General features: G+C 71.9%; 22 protein-coding genes. 12 read left to right on the top strand and 10 right to left on the bottom strand.

The genetic code is table 11. The annotated features are described in order from the left end of the window. Positions 1-42: 42 nt before the first annotated feature. Positions 43-1,278: a PAS domain-containing protein gene (locus IF04_RS0108060; RefSeq protein ID WP_030252919.1), complete on the bottom strand. Its 1,236-nt coding sequence runs from the start codon at positions 1,276-1,278 to the stop codon at positions 43-45. A gap of 380 nt (positions 1,279-1,658) precedes the next feature. Here IF04_RS0108060 and IF04_RS0108065 point away from each other — a divergent pair, with 380 nt between their 5' ends. Both IF04_RS0108065 and IF04_RS0108070 read left to right on the top strand, forming a co-directional pair. Next, the gene (locus IF04_RS0108065; RefSeq protein ID WP_051830850.1) at positions 1,659-2,420 is read left to right on the top strand and encodes an ANTAR domain-containing response regulator; all 762 of its coding nucleotides are present in this window, start codon (positions 1,659-1,661) and stop codon (positions 2,418-2,420) included. A gap of 97 nt (positions 2,421-2,517) precedes the next feature. Then, positions 2,518-3,723: an aminotransferase class I/II-fold pyridoxal phosphate-dependent enzyme gene (locus IF04_RS0108070; protein WP_030252922.1), complete on the top strand. Its 1,206-nt coding sequence runs from the start codon at positions 2,518-2,520 to the stop codon at positions 3,721-3,723. Between the two features lie 45 nt (positions 3,724-3,768). Here IF04_RS0108070 and IF04_RS0108075 read toward each other — a convergent pair whose 3' ends face one another. The 4 genes from IF04_RS0108075 to IF04_RS0108090 are packed head-to-tail and all read right to left on the bottom strand — an operon-like array spanning position 3,769 to position 6,230. Continuing rightward, positions 3,769-4,413, bottom strand: coding sequence for a DedA family protein (locus IF04_RS0108075; protein WP_245654317.1), 645 nt, complete (start codon positions 4,411-4,413; stop codon positions 3,769-3,771). Continuing rightward, positions 4,410-5,192, bottom strand: coding sequence for an MBL fold metallo-hydrolase (locus IF04_RS0108080; protein WP_030252926.1), 783 nt, complete (start codon positions 5,190-5,192; stop codon positions 4,410-4,412). Before IF04_RS0108080 ends, IF04_RS0108075 begins: the two co-directional genes overlap by 4 nt. A 43-nt stretch (positions 5,193-5,235) precedes the next feature. After that, a complete protein-coding gene (locus IF04_RS0108085) occupies positions 5,236-5,415 on the bottom strand; it encodes a DUF397 domain-containing protein (RefSeq protein WP_030252927.1) in 180 nt (59 codons plus the stop codon). Next, positions 5,412-6,230, bottom strand: a complete 819-nt coding sequence (locus IF04_RS0108090) for a helix-turn-helix domain-containing protein (protein WP_030252929.1) — start codon at positions 6,228-6,230, stop codon at positions 5,412-5,414. The genes IF04_RS0108085 and IF04_RS0108090 overlap by 4 nt, the downstream gene beginning before the upstream one ends. 89 nt (positions 6,231-6,319) lie before the next feature. On the opposite strand from IF04_RS0108090, the gene IF04_RS0108095 reads away from it, so the two are divergent. Next, positions 6,320-6,724, top strand: coding sequence for an ATP-binding protein (locus IF04_RS0108095; protein WP_030252930.1), 405 nt, complete (start codon positions 6,320-6,322; stop codon positions 6,722-6,724). On the opposite strand, the gene IF04_RS0108100 is transcribed toward IF04_RS0108095, so the two are convergent. Then, the gene (locus IF04_RS0108100) at positions 6,714-7,250 is read right to left on the bottom strand and encodes a GNAT family N-acetyltransferase (RefSeq protein WP_030252931.1); all 537 of its coding nucleotides are present in this window, start codon (positions 7,248-7,250) and stop codon (positions 6,714-6,716) included. The genes IF04_RS0108095 and IF04_RS0108100 overlap by 11 nt on opposite strands. A 166-nt stretch (positions 7,251-7,416) precedes the next feature. Between IF04_RS0108100 and IF04_RS0108105 the strand changes: the two genes are divergently transcribed. From IF04_RS0108105 to IF04_RS0108120, 4 genes are all read left to right on the top strand, one after another. Beyond that, positions 7,417-9,636 (top strand): phage holin family protein, encoded by a 2,220-nt coding sequence (locus IF04_RS0108105; protein ID WP_078599977.1) that lies wholly within the window; start codon positions 7,417-7,419, stop codon positions 9,634-9,636. A gap of 151 nt (positions 9,637-9,787) precedes the next feature. Continuing rightward, on the top strand, positions 9,788-11,236 hold the full coding sequence (locus IF04_RS0108110; protein ID WP_078599979.1) for an amino acid permease: 1,449 nt from the start codon (positions 9,788-9,790) through the stop codon (positions 11,234-11,236). A gap of 33 nt (positions 11,237-11,269) precedes the next feature. Continuing rightward, positions 11,270-11,737 carry a type II 3-dehydroquinate dehydratase gene (aroQ, locus tag IF04_RS0108115; RefSeq protein ID WP_030252936.1) on the top strand — a complete coding sequence of 156 codons (468 nt, stop codon included), beginning with the start codon at positions 11,270-11,272 and terminating at the stop codon, positions 11,735-11,737. Positions 11,738-11,882: 145 nt separating this feature from the next. Beyond that, on the top strand, positions 11,883-12,194 hold the full coding sequence (locus tag IF04_RS0108120; RefSeq protein ID WP_030252938.1) for a 4a-hydroxytetrahydrobiopterin dehydratase: 312 nt from the start codon (positions 11,883-11,885) through the stop codon (positions 12,192-12,194). Here IF04_RS0108120 and IF04_RS0108125 read toward each other — a convergent pair. After that, entirely contained in the window at positions 12,127-13,149 is a 1,023-nt protein-coding gene (locus tag IF04_RS0108125) for a YihY/virulence factor BrkB family protein (RefSeq protein WP_078599981.1), read from the bottom strand. The genes IF04_RS0108120 and IF04_RS0108125 overlap by 68 nt on opposite strands. A gap of 248 nt (positions 13,150-13,397) precedes the next feature. Between IF04_RS0108125 and IF04_RS0108130 the strand changes: the two genes are divergently transcribed. From IF04_RS0108130 to IF04_RS0108150, 5 genes are all read left to right on the top strand, one after another. Continuing rightward, a complete protein-coding gene (locus tag IF04_RS0108130; RefSeq protein ID WP_030252943.1) occupies positions 13,398-13,943 on the top strand; it encodes an RNA polymerase sigma factor in 546 nt (181 codons plus the stop codon). Beyond that, positions 13,934-14,539 carry an Asp23/Gls24 family envelope stress response protein gene (locus IF04_RS0108135; RefSeq protein WP_030252945.1) on the top strand — a complete coding sequence of 202 codons (606 nt, stop codon included), beginning with the start codon at positions 13,934-13,936 and terminating at the stop codon, positions 14,537-14,539. The genes IF04_RS0108130 and IF04_RS0108135 overlap by 10 nt, the downstream gene beginning before the upstream one ends. After that, a complete protein-coding gene (locus IF04_RS39250) occupies positions 14,536-14,934 on the top strand; it encodes a hypothetical protein (protein ID WP_051830854.1) in 399 nt (132 codons plus the stop codon). The genes IF04_RS0108135 and IF04_RS39250 overlap by 4 nt, the downstream gene beginning before the upstream one ends. A gap of 29 nt (positions 14,935-14,963) precedes the next feature. Continuing rightward, complete coding sequence (locus IF04_RS0108145) at positions 14,964-15,833, top strand: class I SAM-dependent methyltransferase (RefSeq protein ID WP_245654318.1); 870 nt, start codon at positions 14,964-14,966, stop codon at positions 15,831-15,833. A 94-nt stretch (positions 15,834-15,927) separates the two neighbouring features. Continuing rightward, entirely contained in the window at positions 15,928-16,119 is a 192-nt protein-coding gene (locus IF04_RS0108150) for an antitoxin (protein ID WP_030252951.1), read from the top strand. A gap of 63 nt (positions 16,120-16,182) precedes the next feature. Here IF04_RS0108150 and IF04_RS0108155 read toward each other — a convergent pair whose 3' ends face one another. The 3 genes from IF04_RS0108155 to IF04_RS0108165 form a co-directional block, all read right to left on the bottom strand. Continuing rightward, a complete protein-coding gene (locus IF04_RS0108155) occupies positions 16,183-17,016 on the bottom strand; it encodes an aldo/keto reductase (RefSeq protein ID WP_030252953.1) in 834 nt (277 codons plus the stop codon). Positions 17,017-17,185: 169 nt separating this feature from the next. Further along, entirely contained in the window at positions 17,186-19,012 is a 1,827-nt protein-coding gene (locus IF04_RS0108160) for an AMP-dependent synthetase/ligase (RefSeq protein WP_030252954.1), read from the bottom strand. 465 nt (positions 19,013-19,477) lie between these two features. Beyond that, on the bottom strand, positions 19,478-20,617 hold the full coding sequence (locus IF04_RS0108165) for a tyrosine-type recombinase/integrase (protein ID WP_030252955.1): 1,140 nt from the start codon (positions 20,615-20,617) through the stop codon (positions 19,478-19,480). Positions 20,618-20,772: the final 155 nt, after the last annotated feature.

Genomic DNA, 20,772 nt, shown 5'->3' on the forward strand with positions numbered 1-20,772 from the left:
GCCCGTACCGCTCTCACCTGCTCTCGCGGCAGGGCGCCGTTCTCAGGACCGGGTGTCGCGCAGCGCCAGCGCCAGGTGCCGCGACACCCGGTCCACGACTCCGGCCTCCGGGAGGCTGAACGCCTGGCGGGCCCCCGTACGGAACAGCGTGAGCACACCCCGTACGGGGCCGCCCGCTTCCCGCAGTGGCACGCACAGCAGGGAGGTGACCGAGGCGCGTACCAGCAGTGGTGCCCCCTGTGCGTCGTGGCCGAAGTCCGCCACGTCTTCGGGCCGTACCTGGAGGGCGGAGCTGCCGGTGCGGGCCCCGTCCTCGGCGAGCGGACACTGGGCCGGGTCCTGCCCGGCGAGCGCCGCGGTGAGGTCCTCGCTGTCGTCCGGGCCGAGGACCAGGGTGCGGCGCAGGGCACCGGCCCCGTCCGCCGCTTCCCCCTCCGCCGGCGTCGTCTCGTCGAGTACCACCCAGTCGGCGAACCGGCCGCTCAGCTCCCGCAGGGCCCGCTCCACCGCGGCGGGGGGCCCGCCCGCCTTCACCGCCGTGCCCGCCGGCTGCCCGGAGAGCAGCGCGGTGGTCGTGTCGTCGAGGAGATCCATCAGCTCGGCGCCCTGCTTCACTTCCGCGAGGTGCGCGCGCTGCTCCCCGTGGTCCCCCTGCTGTTCATCCCCCAGCCATATCCCGTTAATTGATGGTATTTCGTGCGAAGGGAACGCACCGCCCCCGGTGTGGAAAACCGTGAGAACGGCCGTGCCCGGCTCCCCCGGCGGACGCAGCGCCGTCATCGTCGCGCGCAGCGGCTCGCCGGGCCCGTCGGGCGTGCGGAGCAGCCGGACGACCATGCTGCGGTCGCCTTCGTTACGGGCCACGGCGGCGACCTGCGACCGGAAGGCCGCGCGGATCTCCGGGGCCAGCGAGCCGGTGAGCGGGCGCCCTGTCGCGTACCCCGCGCGCATGCCGAAAAGGATCGTCCCGGCGAAGTTCAGCCGCCGCACGACCGTGTCCGGATCCAGCAGCGCGACCACGCAGGGCGTCCGCTGGAACAGCGCCCGCAGCAGCTGCTGCTCCTCCGTCCCCGCCCGCGAGCCGTTGTTGCGGCCGGCCGCCGCCAGCCCTTCGTACCGCGGCAGCAGTACGTCGACGACGTGCTGCAGCTCGAAAAGGGCAGCGTCCAGCATCGGCTGCTGCTCCTGCGACGGCAGCGCCCGCGCGCTCCGCAACTCCTCCACCCGCTTGCGGAAATCGGTGAGATCCCCGCCCGCTGACTGCTCTACCCCGGCCATGCCCACACCGTATCCGGACCGACAGGTACCGGCCCCGCCCGGAACCCATACACGTCCGGAAGAGCCCCATCACGTCCGGAATGGAGGGAGATCGCGGGCGCGGAACGGGAGGCGCGGGCAGGGCGCGGAGACGCGGGTGCGGGCCGGGACGGACGTACTCGCCGGGGCGGCCGGGGCGCCGGTGCCGGGCCCCGGAAACCGGCTCCCGAACGACGGGATACCGGCGTTTTCCGCGCCCGCGCGCCGGGCATCCGACTCCCTACGGGCCGGGCCTCCGACATATGCGACCGGCCGCGGCGGGACCACTGCTGAGCTGCACCGCCGCACCGCCGGCCCGGAGCACCGACCGAGGACCGACAAGGACCGAGGGACTGACAGCAATGGCGACCCACACCCTCTGCCCGGTGGATGAATCCGGCGACGCGCGGGGTTCGTCCGCCCGGAGCCTGGTGAACCTCGCGGACGTAGCCGCGCGGTGCACCCCGGACAGCTGCGGCGCCACCGCGACCGTGACCACCGGCGAAGCGGCCGCCGACCCGCCCGCCGCCGTCACCCATCCCGACCTGACCTCGCTGGTCAGCGTCCAGTGGGAGTCCGGCGAAGGGCCCATCCAGGCCGCCCTGGCCTCCGGACGCCCCGTCACCTCCGACGACCTGCTGCACGACGACCGGTGGCCCGCGTACCGCACCGAGGCGCTGGAGGCGGGCGTACGCTCCAGTACGACGCTGCCGTACCTGCGCGACGGACTGGCGGTCACCGTCACCGTCTACAGCTTCCGCCCCGGACTCACCGCGGACCCCGGCGACTGCGCGGCCGCCGCGCTCGGCGACCTCGCCGCCACCGGCCTGGCCCGCGACCGGAACTACCGCCGGGCGCTGGCGGAGGTCGGCCGGCTGGACGCCGCGCTCCGCTCCCGCCCGATCGTCGACCAGGCGTGCGGAATCATGATGTACGTGCTGCGCTGCGACGCCGACGAGGCGTTCGGCATGCTGCGCCGGCTCTCCCAGCACACCAACCGCAAGCTCCACGACCTCGCCGCCGCCGTCGTCGAGACCCGCGGCCGCGGCCTGGAGCGGGAGCTGCGCTGCCTGCGCGAGGAGAACGGCGGCCGCGGACGGGAGGCCCGCGGCGCGGAGCGGTGACGTGTCGTCCCGCGCCGCACCTCCGTGATCTGCAAGGGTGGTCGGGGCCCGACGCCGTGCGGGCCCCGACCGCCTGCCGTGGACAGTGGAGGTACGGATGCAGCCGAGCGCCCTGGAGCCGCACCCGGATCCGGATCCGCCCATGGGCCTGCCCATCCTCCCGGAGCTGGCCGCGCACCTGGCCGCTGCGGCCGACCGCACCGACCCCGAACCGCCCGGCGGCGCCCTGACCCTGCGCGCCACCGCCTGCGGCTACTTCGAGCGCCGGGGCCTTGCGACCGCCGCCGAACGCGTGCTGGCCGGACCCGGCGCGCCCGCTCTGCTGCTCGCGCTGCTCGCCGCGACCGGCGGCGACGTCGTACTGCCCCGCCCGTGCGCCGCGTGGTACGCCCCGCAGGCCCGGCTGCTGGGCCGCGCCGTGCACCCGGCGCCGGCACCGGCCGAGTCCGGGGGAGTACCGGACCCCTTCACGCTCCTGGAGGCCGTGCACCGCGCCCGGGACACCGGCGGCGACCCGCGGGTGCTGCTGGTGTCCGTCGCCGACGACCCCACCGGCACCTGCCCGGCGCCCGAGCAGCTGCACGAGGTGTGCGAGGTGGCGGCCGACGAGGGACTGTGGATCATCAGCGACGAGACCCGCCGCGACCTGCTGCACGACCCGCACGACACGGTGGTGCTCAGCCCCGCCGAGATGCTGCCCGGCAGCGTCGTCGTCCTCGCCGACCTGCGGGCCACGCTCGTACCGGCCTCCTGGCCCGCCGCGCTCGCCCGCTTCCCCGCCACCGACCCCGGCGAGGTACTGCGCGCCGCCGCGCTCGACGCGCTGACCGGCCTCGCCACTCCGCTGCCGGGTCCGCTCGCCGCCGCCGTCGGCCATGCGCTGGGCGAGCCCGCCACCGTACGGGAGCGGATCACCGCGGCGGCGCGGCTGCACGGCCGGCTCGCCGCCGGGCTGCACCACACGCTCACCGACGCCGGCGCGGTCTGCCGCCCGCCGCACGCCGGCAGCCACCTCTACGCCGACCTCGAACCGCTCCGCCCCGCCTTCGCCGCCCGCGGCGTCACGGGACCGGCCGCGCTGGAACGGGCACTGGCCCGCTGGGCCGCCCGCGGCGGCCACCGCTTCGGCGACGACCCCAAGGCGCTGCGCGTCCGCCTGAGTACGGAGGCCCTGTTCGACCCGGACGCCGACCGCCGCAGACGCTTGCTGGCCGCTCCTGACCCTCTCGAAATCCCCGCGGTGAAGGAGGAACTCCGGGCGCTGGGCGAGGCGTTGGGAATGGAAAGGAGGACGGCCGACTGACGACACGTCAGGCCGGTCGGGTCGGTCGGGTCGGTCGGGGGCGCGTCAGGCCGAGTGGTCGTGCGGGCGGCGGATCCGGCGCCAGGCCGCCGGGGCCGCGCTGAGCAGGACCGTCAGGCCGACCGCCGCGGCCACGCCCTGCCACGGCTCGCTGAAGAGCGAGCCGCCCAGAATGCCGATGAGCTGGTACGTCGCAGCCCAGGCCAGGCACGCAGGCAGATCACCGCGAGCGAACCACCGCACCGGCAGCTTCGCCAGCAGGCACGCCAGCATGATCGGAATGCGCCCGGCCGGCATCAGCCGGGACAGCACGAGCACCTGCACTCCGTGCTCGTCCAGCCGCGTCCGGGCCTGCGCCAGCCGCTCCGGCGCCGACCGCTCGCGCAGCCGCTCCAGCCACCGCGAGCCGTTCTTGGACCGCACCCCGCGCGCGCCCAGCCAGTACAGCGCCATGTCGCCGAGGAACGCGGCGGCCGACGCCACGAGGAAGACCAGCAGCAGCGAGAACGGCGCGGTGTGGTGGAACGCCACGGCCGCCGCCGAGCTGACCAGCGCCCCGGTCGGCACGACCGGCACCAGCGAGCCGAGCACCACCAGGACGAAGAGCGACGGATAACCGGCCGCCTGCTGCGTGGACTCCGGCGGGACCACGGCAGCCAGCGCGACGACCGGTGTCCAGGAAGCGCTCACCGGCCCGCCGCCAGCCGCACCGAGTCACCGTGCTCCAGCCGGTGCACGGTCACCTCGGGCGCCACCAGCGCCGACTGCCGTACGAACTCCTGCCCCGGCGCGTGGAATTCGTGCGGCCGCACGAATTCCATACCGATCGGCCAGTACGTGCCGTAGTGCACCGGCACGGCATCGCGCGGCGCGAGCCGGGCCGCCGCGACCGCCGCTTGACGCGCGTCCAGGTGCTCGTGCCCGAGGCGCGGGCCCCAGCCGCCGACCGGCAGCAGCGCCACGTCGCACGCTCCGACCTCGTCCGCCATTTCGTCGAACAGCCCGGTGTCACCCGCGAAGTACGTCGTTGCCGCGCCCTGCATCACATAGCCGAGCGCCGGCACGCGGTGCCGCCCGAACGGCAGCCGCCGCCCGTCGTGCGCCGCGCGCACCGCCCGTACGGTGACCGCACCGACCTCGGTCTTGTCGCCGGCCGCGAGCTCCGTCACGGGCAGGCCGTGGGCGGCCGCGGTGCGACGCAGCCCGGGCAGTGCGGCGGGCGCGCCACGCGGCACGATCAGCCGCGTACCGGGCGCGAGACGCGCGAGCGAGGGCAGGTGGAGATGGTCGGCGTGCAGATGCGAGATCAGCACCGCGTCCGCGATGGTGGCGCTGCCACCGGGCAGGGCGCCCCGGCGCCGCCGCAGGTGCGCCAGGCGCCGTACGAACAGCGGGTCGGTCAGCAGCCGCGTCCCGGAGTCCTCGACCGTAGCGGTGGCATGCCCCCACCACGTGACCTCCACCGACACGGTCTGACCTCCGTACGCGCGCCTTACACCCCGCCCCTCGAGCCTACGCCCGAGCCGCGAAGGTTATGAAAGCGGCAAACGTGTCAGGCCGCACGTCGAGGACCGGCCCGTCGGGGTCCTTGGAATCCCGGATGTGGACGAGAGTCAGGCTGGGAGCGACCTCGACGCACTCACCGCCCGTGGAATCGCTGTAGCTGCTCTTGAACCATTTCAGGTCGCTCATAGCTCATCCCTCAACTGCTCGATCAGCTTCACGGAGTCCTCCGGCCGGAGGGCCTGGCGTCCGATCATGGCATAGCGCCGAGTCAGTACTCCGACTTCTTCCGGACGCGATACCAGAGTGCTCTGCCCCTCTACTTCCGTGTAGACCAGGCTCGTCAATTCCGGAGTTTCGATTACCGTCATGGGACCCGGGATCCCCGCGTGTTCGCCCTTGCTCATCGGCATCACCTGGAGCGCGACGTTGGGACGCTGAGCGCACTCGATGAGGTGCTCGTACTGGCGCCGCATGACGTCCAGGCCGCCGAGCCGCCGCCGCAGCGCGGCCTCTTCGTGGATGACGTTGATGCAGCACACCGGTTTGCGGTCGAGGAGCGCCCGGCGCTCCATCCGGGCCTTCGCCAGCCCCTCGATCTCCTCCGCTTCCAGCGGCGGGAAGGCGCAGCCCAGCGTCGCCCGCGTGTACTCCTCGGTCTGCAACAGGCCGTGGATCAGCTGCGTGCAGTACGAGGACACGCTCAGCGCCGCCTGCTCCAACTGCACCACGCCCCGGAAGTGCTCCGGATACCGCTCCAACCTCACATACTTCGCCGCCGCTGCGATCACCCCGCCCGCCTCCAGCGCCCCCTCCGCGCTCTCCAGGAACTCGTCCGTCGCCGGTTTCGCGCAGGTCTCCACCGCGCTCACCGCCGCGCCCGTGTAGTTCATCAGCGAACCCAGCTCGGTCTGCGACAGGCCGCGGGCCGTGCGCAGAAGGCGCAGTACCTCCGCCAAGTACTGCTGGGCCGGGCTCAGGGCCTTCTTCTTCGGCTGCGCCATTGCAGCCCCCCTCAACGTGGTTCAACGGTCGGTCAACGGTCCACCCGCAACCACTACCGAGCGTAGCCACCACCACTGACAGTGGACCCATGAACGCAGAAAGTCACCCCTGGTGCCAGCGGTTCACTTCCGTCCCCCAGTCCGTCGGCCGGGCCCGGCGGGCCGTCCGCGCGGTACTGCTCGCGCACGGCGTCGCGCCGGACACGGTCGACACCGTCGAGCTCGTCGTGTCCGAACTCGCCGCGAACGCGGCCCGGCACGGCCGCGTCCCCGGGCGGCTCTTCGAGGTCCGCATCGACCTGGGAGAGGAGGGCGAGGACAAGGAGATCACCGTGGAGGTGTCGGACGCGGGTGACGCCCGCCCCGCGCTACAACGGCCCACCGCGAACGCGGAAACTGGCCGCGGGCTCGTACTCGTCGCGGCGCTGGCCACCGCCTGGGGCGTGCGGGACCGGCAGATCGGCAAGACCGTGTGGGCGCGGGTCAGCCGCTAGTGCAGCCCGGCGCGTCGATGACGTACACCCGGACCGTGCGGCCGCATGTCGGGTCCACCGTCTCGCGGTCCAGCCGCATCCCCAGCTTGCGCATGATGCGTTCGGAGGCGTCGTTGCCGCGTTGCGCGATGCTGATGATCCGCTCCAGGCCGCGCTCGCGGAATCCGTAGTCCAGCGCGGCCCGTGCTGCCTCCGTGGCGATGCCCCGTCCCCAGTACGGCCGGCCCAGCCGCCAGCCGATCTCCACGGCGGGCAGTACCTCCGGCAGGAAGTGCGGTACGGACAGTCCGACGAACCCGGCCAGCTCCCGCGAGGCGCGCAGCTCCACCGCGAACAGTCCGAAGCCCTCGATGTCCCACTCCTGTTCCCAGGAGGAAATGCCGGAGGCGGTCTGCGTCAGACTGCGCGTCGCGCCGCTCCCGATCCAGCGCATCACTTCGGGATCGGCGTTCACAGCCGCCATCGGCTGAAGGTCTCCGGGGAGCCAGCGGCGCAATGTGAGCCGCTGCGTGTGCAAAGTGATCACGCTTCATCCTGCCAAATCCGGCTACCGGGGCACCGCGCGGGAAGCTGTTTCCCGCCGACCGGTGCCCCTGCCATTGCCATGGCCATTGTCGGGGTTGTCCACAGGGGCCCGACCCGTCCCGGCTCGTGTGGCACGCTGAAGCGCGGACCGGTGACACGTACCGGACATGTCAGTGACATGTCCGAGGAAAGGTGAGTGCGGAGTGCGGCGACCCCGATGGCGGAGCGCGGGCGGTGCCCTGCTGCGAGTGATCGCGGTCTGGGCGGTCTCGACCGTCGCCATGCTCGTGCTGGCCGGTGCGCTGCCCGACTTCCGGCTGCAGTCCGCGGACGGCGACAGCGCCACCCAGATCGCGGTGGCAGCGGCGCTCGGCGCCGGCGCCTTCGGCCTGCTCGGCGCCCTGGTGTGGCCGCTGCTCGTACGGACCCTGCTGCTGGTGCCCGCGCTCGTGCTCGGCCTGCTGGTCTTCGCGCTCAACGGCTCGCTGCTGCTGGTCGCGCTCTGGCTGATCCCCGACGGGCGCGGCGCGGCCTCCCCGGAGACGGCCGTGGTGGTCGCCGCCGTGATGTCCGCGGTGTCCTCCGCCACCGGTGCGGCGCTCGCGGTCGGGGACGACGACGCGTACCGCAGGCGGCTGGCCCGGCTGGCCCTCCGGCGACGCACCTCCGTGGTGCAGGACCCGGCCGGCGCCCCGCCCGGCACGGTCTTCCTCCAGCTCGACGGCGTCGGGCACGACGTGCTCGCGGACGCGCTGGCGGGCCCCGACCCGCTCATGCCCACCGTCGCGGGCTGGGCCGGCGCGACCCACACGCTCACCCCCTGGCGCACCGACTGGTCCAGCCAGACCGGCGCCAGCCAGCTCGGCATCCTGCACGGCACCAACCACGACGTGCCCGCCTTCCGCTGGTACGAGAAGGAGACCGGCGAGGTCATCGTCAGCAACCGCCCGACCAGCGCCGCCGAGCTGCAGCGCCGCGCGATGGTCAGGACCGGCAGCGGCGGCCTGCTCTCCGTGGACGGCGCGAGCCGCGGCAATCTTTTCAGCGGCGGCGCGGCACAGCTCGCGCTGGTGCTCTCGGTGGCCGCCCGGCGCGGCCGCTACAACCGCTCCCGGGCCGGGTACTTCGCGTACTTCTCCGACCCGGCGAACGCCACCCGCACCGCCGCCTCCTTCGTGGTGGAGGTGTGCCGCGAGATCAAGCAGTCGCTGCGGGCGCGCTTCCGGGAGGACGGGCCGCGGGTCAAGCGCGGCGGGCTGTACCCCTTCGTGCGGGCGTTCGCGACGGTCGTCGAGCGGGACGTGGTGGTCGCCGCGGTGATCGGCGACATGCTGGTCGGCCGGACCGCGATCTACGCCGACCTGGTCGCGTACGACGAGGTCGCGCACCACTCGGGGCCGGAGAGCCGGGACGCGCGGCTGGTGCTGCGGCGGCTGGACCGTTCGCTCGCGCTGATCGCCAAGATCGCCCCGCATGCGCCGCGCCCGTACCGCATCGTGCTCCTCTCCGACCACGGGCAGAGCCCGGGGGAGACCTTCGCCGGGCGGTACGGGCTGACGCTGGAGGACCTGGTCCGGGCCGGCTGCGGGCTGCCGGTGTCCCGGCGGGCGCGCCGCAGCCCCACGGGCGCCGAGGCGAGAAACACCGCGCGCGCCGCGCTGCACCGCCCCGAGGAGGAGCCGGAGGAGACCACGCGGCGGGCCCGCCGGGCCGCCGAGCCGATCGTGCTGGCCTCCGGGAACCTCGGCCTGGTGTCGCTGCCCTCGATACCGGGCCGGGCGACGCGCGAGCAGATCGACCGCCGCAATCCGGCACTGCTGAGCACCCTCGCCGAGCATCCGGGCATCGGCTTCGTGCTCGTACGGTCCGAGGAGCACGGCGCGGTCGTCCTCGGCCCGCGCGGGGGCGCGCACCACCTCGACACGGGGCGGATCGTCGGCGAGGACCCGCTGGCGCCGTTCGGGCCGGGCGCGGCGGATGCGGTACGCCGTACTGACGGCTTCCCGCATGCCGCCGACATCATGATCAATTCCTCCTGCGACCCGGAGACGGGCGAGGTACACGCCTTCGAGGAACAGATCGGCTCACACGGCGGCCTCGGCGGCAAGCAGTCCCACCCGTTCCTGCTCTGGCCGGAAGAGCTCACGCCGCCGGTGCCGGAGGGCACGGAGCTCGTCGGCGCCGAACACGTCCACCGGGTGTTCCGCCGCTGGCTGGGGGAGGGCGGGGGACCGGCGGTACCGGTGGGCGGCGAGCCCCGGTCCAGTACGGATACGGCACCGGGCGCGGGCGAGATACGGTCCGGTGTGGACGAAATGCGGTCGCAGGGTGCCACTTCCGAAGCTTTTTCGCCCGCCGATGGCGCCGCACAGGACAAAAAGCGCTGATTTGGAGGCGGCCTCCGGGGTCGCGGACCATGGTGGGGCGCCCGCTGCCACCCGGCCGGGCGCGGCGCGTGCCGGGAGCCTGACACAGGCCCGGTGCGCAGGGCGTCCGGCGACCTCGGACGCAGAGCACAAGAGAGAGCCACCACCCGCCATGCACGACCGGCACACCCGCCGCTTCGGTCTGGGGACCGCCACCGCCCTGGTGATGGGCAACATCATCGGCGGCGGGATCTTCCTGCTCCCCGCCTCGGTCGCCCCCTACGGCACCGTCAGCCTCGTCGCCTTCGGCGTCCTGACCCTCGGCGCGCTCGCGCTCGCCCTGGTCTTCGGCCGCCTCGCGCAGCGCCACCCGGACACCGGAGGCCCGTACGTCTACGCGCGCGAGGCGTTCGGCGACTTCGCCGGCTTCCTCTCCGCCTGGTCGTACTGGACCATGTCCTGGGTCAGCAACGCGGCCCTCGCCGTGGCCGCCGTGGGCTATGTCCACGTGCTCTTCCCCGGCCATGACTCCAAGGGCATGGACCTGGCCGTCGCGCTGATCGCCCTCTGGCTCCCGGCGATCTCGAACTTCGCCGGCACCCGCTACGTCGGTGCCGTGCAGCTCATCGCCACCGTCCTGAAGTTCCTGCCGCTGCTGTTCATCGCGATCGCCGGGCTGTTCTTCTTCGACCCGGACAACCTCGGCTCCTTCCACGAGGGCAGCGGCAGCTCGCTCGGCGGGCTCTCGGCCGCCGCCGCGATCCTGCTGTACAGCTACGTCGGCGTGGAGTCCGCCGCGATGAGCGCGGGCGAGGTGCGCAACCCGCGGCGCAACGTCGGCCGGGCCACCGTCCTCGGAGTCCTCGGCGCCGCCGTCGTCTACCTCCTCGGCACCCTCTCGGTCTTCGGCACCGTCCCGCACGACAAGCTGGTCGACTCCCAGGCCCCGTTCTCCGACGCGATGAACTCGATGTTCGGCGGCACCTGGGGCGGCACGCTGATCGCCGCGGCCGCCGTGATCTCCATCCTCGGCGCGCTGAACGGCTGGACGCTGATGAGCGCCCAGTCCCCGTACGTCGCCGCCGGGGACGGCCTGTTCCCGGCCGCCTTCCGGAGGAAGCGGCGCGGCGTGCCGACCTTCGGCGTCCTGGCCTCCGTCGTACTGGCCTCGGCGCTCACCGTGTGCAATTACGTCTCCGGCGCCGGCGGCGTCTTCGAGATCCTCGTCCTGATCACGACGTTCTCGGCCACCGTGCCCTACCTCCTCGCCGCCGGCGCGCAGGTGTACTTCCTGCTCACCGGGCGCCGCGACGAGGTGCGCCCCGGCCGCTTCGCCCGGGACCTGGTCCTCGCGCTGGTCGCCTTCGGCTTCACCTTCTGGCTGGTGGCGGGCGCCGGATACGCGGCGATCTACCAGGGCGTGCTGTTCCTCTTCGCGGGCATCCTGGTGTACGCCTGGATGCGGGCCCGACGGACCGTACGCGAGCGGGAGACGACCGAGGGGCCCACGGCGGCCGAGGGACCCACGGCGGCCGACGGCCTCACACCGGCCGACGGCCCCGCGACCGCCGAGGCCCCCGCAACGGCAGAGGACTCGCCGAAGGAGATACTGGCGCCCTGACAGCGCGCCTCACCGAACGGAGAGTTGAGAGCCATGCCCCGCACCCTCGCCACCGCCCCGATCCTCGTCCTCAACGGCCCGAACCTGAACCTCCTGGGCCAGCGGCAGCCGGAGATCTACGGCTCCGACACGCTCGCCGACGTCGAGGCGCTGTGTGCCAAGGCCGCGGCCGCGCACGGGGGCACGGTCGACTGCAGGCAGTCGAACCACGAGGGGCAGCTCGTCGACTGGATCCACGAGGCCCGGCTCACCCATGCGGGCATCGTGATCAACCCGGCCGCGTACTCCCACACCTCCGTCGCGATCCTCGACGCGCTCAACGCCTGCGACGGGATGCCGGTCCTGGAGGTACACATCTCCAACATCCACCACCGCGAGGAGTTCCGGCACCACTCCTACGTCTCGCACCGCGCCGACGGCGTCATCGCGGGCTGCGGCGTCCAGGGCTACGCCTTCGCGATCGACCGGGTGGCCGCGCTGGTGGCCGCGGCGCAGGACTGAGCCACCGGCCAGTACCGCGGTACAGGACCGACCCGCGGCACGCCCGTCCGCACATTGGCGCGAAAGCGGGTTCGGCGTGCGAAGGTGGGTGGAAATCTGGAACGCAGATACCCACGCGGCACGCGACGGCTGAGAGGCGGACGGCATGAACGGTCAGGTGGATCCGCTCACCGACAAGGAGATCGAGGACCGGCTGGCGGAGCTGCCCGGCTGGACGGTCGCCGACGACAAGCTGACCCGTACGTACGGCTTCGACAGCCACCTCCCGGCGGCCGCGATGGTCATCCACGTGGCCCAGATCCAGGAGGAGCTGGGCCACCACTCCGACCAGACGCTGAGCTACAACAAGCTGACCATCGCGGTGAACACCCACAGCGCCGGCGGCCGCATCACCGAACGGGACTTCGCCCTCGCACAGCGGATCGAAGCCGTCGCAGCGGGCCACGGGGCCCGCTGACCCGCTCCCGGCCCCGCTCCCGCCCGGCGCGCGGTGCCGCCCGCGTCAGCTCCGCGTTGAACTGCGCGCCGGTCAGCAGGGACAGGTGGGAGAACCACAGCCAGATCAGAAAGACCACAGGGCCCGCGAGCGACCCGTACAGCCGGTTGAAGGTCCCGACGTACGACGCGTACAGCGCGAAGCCCGCCGAGGAGACCAGCCACAGCAGCACCGCGAGGACGCCGCCGGGCACCCCGCGCCGCACCCCGCGCGAGGCCGGCGGCCCCGAGCGGAAGAGGACCAGTACCAGCACGGTCACCAGGCACAGCAGCAGCGGCCACTTGACCACGCTCCAGGTCACCTCGGCGGCCCGGCCCAGCCCCACGGCGCGCCCCATCGCACGCGCCAGCGGCCCGCTGGCCAGCAGGGCCACCGCGCTGCCGATGAGCGAGGCGAGCAGCACCAGCGCCGTACCGAGAATGCGCGGCGCCTTGCGCCACGGCGGCCGGTCGTCCTTGACCCGGTGCATGGCGTGCAGCGCCCGCCGGAACACCGCGAGATAGCTGCACGAGGACCACACCGCGCTGACCGTCGCACCGCCCACCACCAGCCAGGCCGCGGTCCGCTGATGCGACATGGAGATGAGCGCGCGGTGCAGCGTGGCGCCGGACTGGGCCGGGGCGAGCGCGCTGATGTGCTCGATGAGCTGCCCGGTCGCGGGCGGATCGGCCAGCCCGATCAGCGACACCGTCACAATCATCGCGGGCAGCAGCGCCAGCACCGAGTAATACGTCAGGCTGGCCGCCCAGTCCGTCAGATCGTCACGCCACACGGACAGCGGCGTACGGCACAGCGCGGTCCGCCACTGCCGCCAGTCCGGCAGCGAGCGCACGACATCCTGTACCGCTCCGCGCACCGGACCGGCCCGCTCCGGCGTCTGCTGTTCCGGTACCCGGCGCCCATCGCCGACCTCCATCGTGCTGGTCTTCCTTTCCGTACGGACCGTTCCGCTTACCGGCCCGCGCCCCATCCTGCCCCGTGCGACGGCCCTTTCCGTACCGGGCCCGTGCCCAGTGGGCCCGGCGAATGATCGGAAAGCGGGAAAATCACCGTGCTTTGCGCGTGCCGTACCGGGACATCGGGACCGGAGCGTGCCCCAATGGGTACCGGGGCAGTGATGCCTGGCACGCATGTTCCGCGGTGCCGACCGAGAGGAGCGGACGGGTGCCCGAACCCGGCGATGCCCTCCTGGCCGTGCGGGCCGGAGAGGGAGACGAGGGCGCGTTCGAGGTGCTCGTGCGCCGGCACGGCCCGCCGCTGCTGCGCCTGGCGACCCGGCTGCTGGGCAGCAGGACGGACGCGGAGGACGCCGTGCAGGACGCGTTCGTCAACGCCTGGCGCCGGATCCCGGAGTTCCGCGGCGACGCCTCGTTCTCGACGTGGATGTACCGCATCGTCACCAACCGCTGCCTGAACATCCTGCGGACCCGCCGCCCCACCCAGGACCTCGGCTCGGTCCCCGAACCGCCCGCGCCCGAACACGCCTCGTCACCGGTCCGCGCGGCCGAGTCGCAGGCGGCGGTGCGCGCGCTGAGCGACGCCATGCAGGGGCTCACCCCCGAACAGCGCGCCTGCTGGGTCCTGCGCGAACTGCAGGGGCTGCCCTACGAGGAGATCGCCGAGATCGTGGGCAGCACGCACCAGGCGGTGCGCGGCCGGGTCTTCCGGGCACGCCGCTATCTGACGGAGGCGATGAGCTCATGGCGCTAGGCGACGCGTACGAGGGCGAGGACCCGGCACTGCCCTGCGGCCGCACGCTCTCGGAGGTCTGGGAGGCGGCGGAGGAGTCCCCGGACGATCCGCATACAGTCGGCTGTCCGCACTGCCAGGAAGCGCTGGCGCAGCTCGGGATACTGGACGACTACGTACGCGAGGCCCGGGACCGCGACGTGGACGAGGCGGCCGAGGCGGCGGCCGCCGACCGGATCACGGCACGGGTGATGGACCTGGTCAGGACCGATCTGCGGCCCGGCCGCACACTGCCGCTGGGCGAGCCGGCGGACGACGCCTGGATCACCGAGGCGGCGGCCGCGAAGGCGTTCCGCGCGGCGGCCGAGGCGCTGCCCACGGTATTCGCGGGCAGCTGCAAGGTCGTCCTGCAGGCACCCGGCGGACCGGCGACGGTGACCATGGAGGTCGCGGCGGGCCTGGAGTGGCCGCTGCCGGAACTGGCGGAGCGGATCCGGGACCGGGTGCTCGCGGCGGCGGACGAGGCGGTCGGCATGACCGTCTCCGAAGTCGACGTCGCGGTCGTGGACATCGTCGAGGCGGATGCGGATGCGGGTTCGGGGGAGGAGCGGGCATGAGCGGCGCACACCGGGCCGAGGACCTCGGCAGGACGGAACGCGAGCTCCGGACACTGCTGCAACGCACCGCGGCCGAGGCCGCACGAGCCACATCCGGCGTCGCATACCTCCGTCCCGGCCTCGGCGACCTCGTACGCGGCGCGGTCCCGCTGCTCGCACCCGCCGACGGACAGCCACGCGTCACGGGCGTCCGCGCGGAGCCGGGCGACGCACCGGGCCTGTGGCGACTGCGCATCCACCTCGCGGTGCGCCGCGGCCACCGAGCGCTGGACGTGGTCCGCGAGGTACGCACGGAAGTGAAGTCCGCGGTCCAACGGGCGCTGCCACCAGCGGACTTGGAACAGCACGGCGTCGCGACACTCACCGTCACGGTGACGGTGACGGACCTGGCGTGACCGGAGGCCACCCGATGGAGAGGGGCCCCATGGAGATGGACTGGGAAGAACTGGCCCCGGTGCTGGTACGCGAAGCCGAACTCGCCACGCCCCTGTACGAACAGGCCGCCGACTGGCTGCGCACGCTGCTCGGCGGCTCCGAGGAACGGGCCGCGGGACAGGCATCCGTACGCCGCGTCTGGGACGTCGGCTCCGGCCCCGGCGTCGTCACCTGCCTGCTGGCGCGGGCCTTCCCGCACGCGGAGGTGGTGGCGGTGGACCCGACCCCGGAACTGCTGGCCCGCGCCCGGGACCGCGCCGCGCGACTCGGCCTCGCCGACCGGTTCCGCACCCACGAGGCCGAACTGCCCGACGACGACCTCGAAGCGCTCGGCACGGCCGACCTCATCTGGACGAGCAAGGTACTGCACCACGTCGGCGACCAACGGGCCGCGGTGGCACTACTCGCCGCGCGGCTACGGCCCGGCGGTGTACTGGCCGTGGCCGAGGGCGGCCTGCCCGACCGCGTACTGCCACGCGACATCGGCATCGGCCGCCCCGGCCTGCAGGCCAGACTGGACGCGGCCCAGGAGGAGTGGTTCGCACAGATGCGAGCGGAACTCCCGGGCTACCGGGATACCACCGAGGACTGGCCCGCCCTACTGGCGGCCGCGGGCCTCGCCGACACCACCAGCCGCACCTTCCTCCTCGACCTGCCGGCCCCCCTGGACAGCACCGCCCGCGACCACATCGCCGCCCGGCTGTCCCGCGCCGCCGAACAGTACGCCGACCTGCTGGACGAAGCAGACCGCGCAACACTCACCCGCCTCACCGACCCAACCGACGAGGCATCCATCGCCCACCGCCCGGACGCCTTCCTCCTCACGGCGCGCACGGTGCACGCGGGACGCGCGGAGTGACCAACAGTGCTGCGTCATGTCTGCGTCGCGTTTGCGGGAGGGCGGAAATGCGGAGACCCTGGGGACGTCAGGCACCCCATACAGGGAGGCAACCATGTCCATGCTCGACAAGCTGAAGAGCATGATGAAGGGCCACCCCGACCAGACCCGGAAAGGCGTTGAGAAGGCCGGCGACGCCTTCGACGCGCGGACGGGGAACAAGTACCAGAGCCAGGTGGACAAGGCTCAGGACAAGCTGAACGATCAGACCGGCACCGGCCGGCAGCAGCGGCCCGAGGACCGGTAACCCTCAGCACCGCCGCCGCCCACCCCAAGGCGGACGGCGGCGCCGTGCTGGTGAGCCGTTGACTCAGGCCACGTCGAACGTGGCCGGGTCCGGACCCAGGCGCTTGTCCGCGTCCAGGCCGGCGATCGTGCTCAGGTCCTCCGCGTCCAGCTCGAAGCCGAAGACGTCGAAGTTCTCCTTGATCCGGGACGGGGTCGCGGACTTGGGGATGACGACGTTGCCGAGCTGGAGGTGCCAGCGCAGCACGACCTGAGCCGGCGTCTTGCCGTGCTTCTCGGCGAGCTTGCCGACCGTGGCGTTCTCCAGGAGGCCCTTGCCCTGGCCCAGCGGCGACCACGCCTCGGTGGCGATGTCGTGCTCGGCGTGGAAGGCGCGGGTCTCGGCCTGCTGGAGCTCGGGGTGGAGCTCGATCTGGTTGACCGCGGGGACGACCGAGGTCTCGTTCAGCAGCCGCTGGAGGTGCGGCGGCTGGAAGTTGGAGACGCCGATGGCCTTGGCGCGGCCGTCCGCCTGGATCTTCTCGAACGCCTTGTAGGTGTCGACGTAGGTGTCACGGGCCGGCAGCGGCCAGTGGATCAGGTACAGGTCGACGTAGTCCAGCCCCAGCTTGGCGAGCGAAGCGTCGAACGCGCGCAGGGTGGAGTCATAACCCTGTTCCGTATTCCACAGCTTCGTCGTCACGAACAGCTCGTCACGGGCGATGCCGGATGCGGCGAGGGCCTTCCCCGTGCCCTCCTCGTTGCCGTAGATCGCGGCGGTGTCGATGCTGCGGTACCCGGCCTCCAGGGCGTGGCCGACAGCGGTGAACGCCTCGTCGTCCGGGATCTGCCAGACACCGAAGCCGAGCTGCGGCATCGTGACGCCGTTGTTGAGGGTGATGTGGGGAACCTTGCTCACGAGCGAATCGGTCCTTTGGTTCGGCGTACAGGTGCTACGAGACTCAACGATCATCCGGCGGCACACATTCCCATGCACGCCGACGGACTGAGATGGACTGAGCCGTCACCCGTTCCGTCGCTGCCGCGTCCCCGGCCATCCGTACGCCCGTTCGAGTGGCGATGCCGAGCTACCGCTCGTACAGCGCCGCCACCTCCGCCTCGTACGCCGTCTCGATCGCCTTCCGCTTCAGCTTCAGCGACGGCGTCAGCAGCCCGTGCTCCTCGGTGAACTGGTGGGCCAGGATGCGGAACGTACGGATCGACTCGGCCTGCGAGACGAGTGTGTTCGCGGCGACCACGGCCCGCCGGATCTCGGTCTCCAGGTCGGGGTCGCGCACCAGGTCGGTGGCCGGCAGGGACGGCTTGCCGCGCATCTGCAGCCAGTGCGTCACGGCCTCCGAGTCCAGCGTGACCAGCGCGGCGACGTACGGCCGGTCGTTGCCGATCACAATGCACTGGGCGACCAACGGATGCGCCCGCACCCGCTCCTCCAGCGGTACTGGCGATATCGTCTTGCCGCCGGAGGTCACCAGGATCTCCTTCTTGCGGCCGATGATCGTGAGGTATCCGTCCTCGTCGAGCTGTCCGAGGTCGCCGGTGGCCAGCCAGCCGTCGTGCAGTACGGCATCGGTGGCCTTGGTGTCGTTGAGGTAGCCCTGGAAGACCTGGCCGCCGTGCACCCACACCTCGTTGTCGTCCGCGATGTGCACGGTCGTACCGGGGATGGGCAGCCCGACCGTGCCGAACCGGGTCTGCTCGGGCGGGTTGGCGGTGACCGCGGCGGTGGACTCCGTCAGGCCGTATCCCTCGTAGATCGTGACGCCCGCGCCCTCCCAGAAGAGGCCGAGCCGGCGCTCCATGGCCGAGCCGCCCGACATCGCGTGCCGGACCCGGCCGCCCATCGCCGCGCGGACCTTGCTGTAGACGAGCTTGTCGAACAGCTGGTGCTGCATGCGCAGGCCCGGACCGGGCCCGGAGCCGGTACCGAACGCCTTGTGCTCCATCGCCTCGGCATACCGCCGCGCCACGTCGACGGCCTTGTCGAAGGGGCCGACCTTGCCGTCCGCCTCGGCCTTCCGCCGCGCCGCCGCGAACACCTTCTCGAAGATGTAGGGCACCGCGAGAATGAAGCTCGGCTGGAAGGACTGCAGGTCGGGGAGGAGCGCGGTGGCCGAGAGGTTCGGCTGGTGGCCGAGTTTGACCCGGCCGCGGATCGCGGCGACCTGCACCATCCGCCCGAAGACGTGTGCCAGCGGCAGGAAGAGCAGGGTGGACGCCTCGTCGCCGGGCTTGGAGTGGAAGACCTTCTCGTACCGTGCGACGACGTTGTCGGCCTCGGCCATGAAGTTGGCGTGGCTGATCACGCAGCCCTTGGGGCGGCCGGTGGTGCCGGAGGTGTAGATGACGGTCGCGGGCGCGTCCGGGGTGACCGCCATCCGGTGCCGGTGCACGACGTCGTCCTCGATGTGCGCGCCCGCCTCGGTCAGCTCGGCGACCGGGTCGGCGTCCAACTGCCACAGCCGCCGCAGGTGCGGCAGCCGGTCGATGACCGAGCCGACGGTCATGGCATGGTCCTCGTGCTCGACGACGCACGACGAGACGGCCGAGTCGTGCAGCATCCAGAAGACCTGCTCGGCGGAGGAGGTCGGGTACAGCGGTACCGGCTGCGCGCCCACCGACCACAGGGCGAAGTCGAACAGCGTCCACTCGTACCGTGTCCGCGACATGATCCCGACGCGGTCGCCGAACCGGACGCCCTGGGCCAGCAGTCCCTTGGCGAGCGCCATGACCTCGTCGCGGAACCGCGCGGCGCTGACGTCCTCCCAGCGTCCCGCGTCATCCTTACGGCAGAGCGCGACCCTGTCAGGGGCGGACTCGGCATTCTCGAAGACGGCGTCCGCCAGACCGCCGACCCGGGGCGCCGTCGCCAGTGGGGGGACGGAGTACTCGCGCAATGACCCGCTCCTCGTGGTGCTCCATGCAGCGCCGCGACCGTACCCCACAAGAGCGCCCGAACGGCAGCGACTGCCAAACGTCCGAACCGTGGCCATAGGCCCAGGTCATCCGGCGAAAACGGGCTACTCTCGGAGAACCCCGGACATGAACCCGCGAGTAACATGCCGAACGATCACGCCACAGGGACCGTTTCTGCACCAAATCTTTCCGATCGGAATCAGCCAGGGCAAGGGCGGGGGTGGCCGAGTCGCCTCTTGAGTCACCCGCGGCGGGGCGCGTAAAGCACCCGGTGGGCGCCACCCCTGATGAATCGAGCAGAAGCCTGGGAAACCTTGCAGGTCAGAAGGGGATCGGCTGCTGATGCGCGGACGCGGAGGGGAAACGACGATGGCTACGGCGTGGTTCCTGAAGCCGCTGAACGGGGGACAGGAGAGACGCTGCGCGGTGCGCCCGAGGAACCCAACTCAGCACGAACTCAGCACGCCCCCAGCACCAGGTGCCGCCGGATTCGCTGGCTGAACGGGAACGTGCTGAGCGAAGCTCGACGTGATGATCTGGCGACAGCGCTCGCGACCGTCCTGAGTGAGGTGGCCGTAGAGGTCTGCGGTCACGTTGACGGAACGGTGGCCTAGCCACCGGGAGACCTCGTGGAGGGCAGCCCCGTTGCTCAGCGTGATCGTCGCCCACTTGTGTCGGAGGTCGTGCGGCTTATAAGGGGGAAGGCCGAGCCGGGCGATCGCTGCGTCCCAGGATTTACGAACCAAGCCAGGGTGCGTCATCCCGCCACGGGCGCTACGTACGGGCAAGGACCTATGGAAGGGATCCAGAATGGCTGGGGCAGGGATATCACGCCATTCTCCCTCTGAGCGATGCTTGAGAGGTGCGTACTGAGCGACGTATTTTCCGCATGTGTCTTTGACGAGGGTGACTTGGCGACGCAGCCGAAGCGTTCCGTCGCGAATGTCTTCGGGGAATACGCCGAGGGACTCGCCGATCCGAAGGCCGCAGCAGGCCATGAGCCAGACGCACGGCTCGAGTCGCGGCCCAATTTTCTCGGCTAGGGCAGATATCTCTTCGAAGCTGGGCAACGCCCGCTCGTCGACGGAGACGACAGGGGCCTGGGGCGCCTGTGCTTCCCTTACGGGGTTCGTCGCGATCCGTTTGTGGCGTGCGGCATGAGAGAAGAGGCCCGAGAGCGCGATCCGACGGCAGGCGATGGTGTTGGGTTTCGCGCCGTCGTGGCGCCAACGAGCGAAGAGCGCTTCGACGTCAGCTGCGGTCACCTTGGCCATCGGCTTGTTCCCCAAGTGGGGCAATACGTGCAGCCGCATGATCTGTTCGTACCCGACGAGGGTGCCGGGTGCACCCACCTTCGACGCGAGCCAGCTCTCCGCGTACTGGCTGACGGAAACGCGGCCGGCTGTCGGATCGACATACGTGTTCTCACGCTTGTCGTTCTCGACTTTCGTGGCGAAGTCGAGAGCGTCCCGCTTGCGGTCGAAGGACTTCTCACGCTGCCGCGCGGTACGCCCGCCCGGCTCCCGGTAACGAACCACCCACCGCTTTCCAGTCGCGGTGGCGCCCTTGTCTATGAGCTTGGCCAATGTTCATCCCAATCCCCTGAGAGGCTTCATTTTCCCGTCTCAGGACTTCGACTGGGTGATGTTGTAGCTCAGAATTCCGGCCACACCAAATGGAGTGCACTCGCTTGGGGTTTGGTGCCGCTTGGGCATCAGTCGGTCTGCCGCTGGACTTCGGG

The sequence above is a fragment of the Streptomyces violens genome, from assembly GCF_000717745.1.
Lineage (GTDB): Bacteria > Actinomycetota > Actinomycetes > Streptomycetales > Streptomycetaceae > Streptomyces > Streptomyces violens.

What these genes read in the sequence shown, in the direction of transcription:
- IF04_RS0108095 (WP_030252930.1), top strand. Translation starts at nt 6,320, where the DNA reads ATGAACGCAGAAAGTCACCCCTGGTGCCAGCGGTTCACTTCCGTCCCC.
- IF04_RS0108065 (WP_051830850.1), top strand. Translation starts at nt 1,659, where the DNA reads ATGGCGACCCACACCCTCTGCCCGGTGGATGAATCCGGCGACGCGCGG.
- IF04_RS39250 (WP_051830854.1), top strand. Translation starts at nt 14,536, where the DNA reads ATGAGCGGCGCACACCGGGCCGAGGACCTCGGCAGGACGGAACGCGAG.
- IF04_RS0108150 (WP_030252951.1), top strand. Translation starts at nt 15,928, where the DNA reads ATGTCCATGCTCGACAAGCTGAAGAGCATGATGAAGGGCCACCCCGAC.
- IF04_RS0108145 (WP_245654318.1), top strand. Translation starts at nt 14,964, where the DNA reads ATGGAGATGGACTGGGAAGAACTGGCCCCGGTGCTGGTACGCGAAGCC.
- IF04_RS0108125 (WP_078599981.1), bottom strand. Translation starts at nt 13,149, where the DNA reads ATGGAGGTCGGCGATGGGCGCCGGGTACCGGAACAGCAGACGCCGGAG.
- IF04_RS0108105 (WP_078599977.1), top strand. Translation starts at nt 7,417, where the DNA reads ATGTCAGTGACATGTCCGAGGAAAGGTGAGTGCGGAGTGCGGCGACCC.
- IF04_RS0108085 (WP_030252927.1), bottom strand. Translation starts at nt 5,415, where the DNA reads ATGAGCGACCTGAAATGGTTCAAGAGCAGCTACAGCGATTCCACGGGC.
- IF04_RS0108135 (WP_030252945.1), top strand. Translation starts at nt 13,934, where the DNA reads ATGGCGCTAGGCGACGCGTACGAGGGCGAGGACCCGGCACTGCCCTGC.
- IF04_RS0108110 (WP_078599979.1), top strand. Translation starts at nt 9,788, where the DNA reads ATGCACGACCGGCACACCCGCCGCTTCGGTCTGGGGACCGCCACCGCC.
- aroQ (WP_030252936.1), top strand. Translation starts at nt 11,270, where the DNA reads ATGCCCCGCACCCTCGCCACCGCCCCGATCCTCGTCCTCAACGGCCCG.
- IF04_RS0108060 (WP_030252919.1), bottom strand. Translation starts at nt 1,278, where the DNA reads ATGGCCGGGGTAGAGCAGTCAGCGGGCGGGGATCTCACCGATTTCCGC.
- IF04_RS0108070 (WP_030252922.1), top strand. Translation starts at nt 2,518, where the DNA reads ATGCAGCCGAGCGCCCTGGAGCCGCACCCGGATCCGGATCCGCCCATG.
- IF04_RS0108120 (WP_030252938.1), top strand. Translation starts at nt 11,883, where the DNA reads ATGAACGGTCAGGTGGATCCGCTCACCGACAAGGAGATCGAGGACCGG.
- IF04_RS0108090 (WP_030252929.1), bottom strand. Translation starts at nt 6,230, where the DNA reads ATGGCGCAGCCGAAGAAGAAGGCCCTGAGCCCGGCCCAGCAGTACTTG.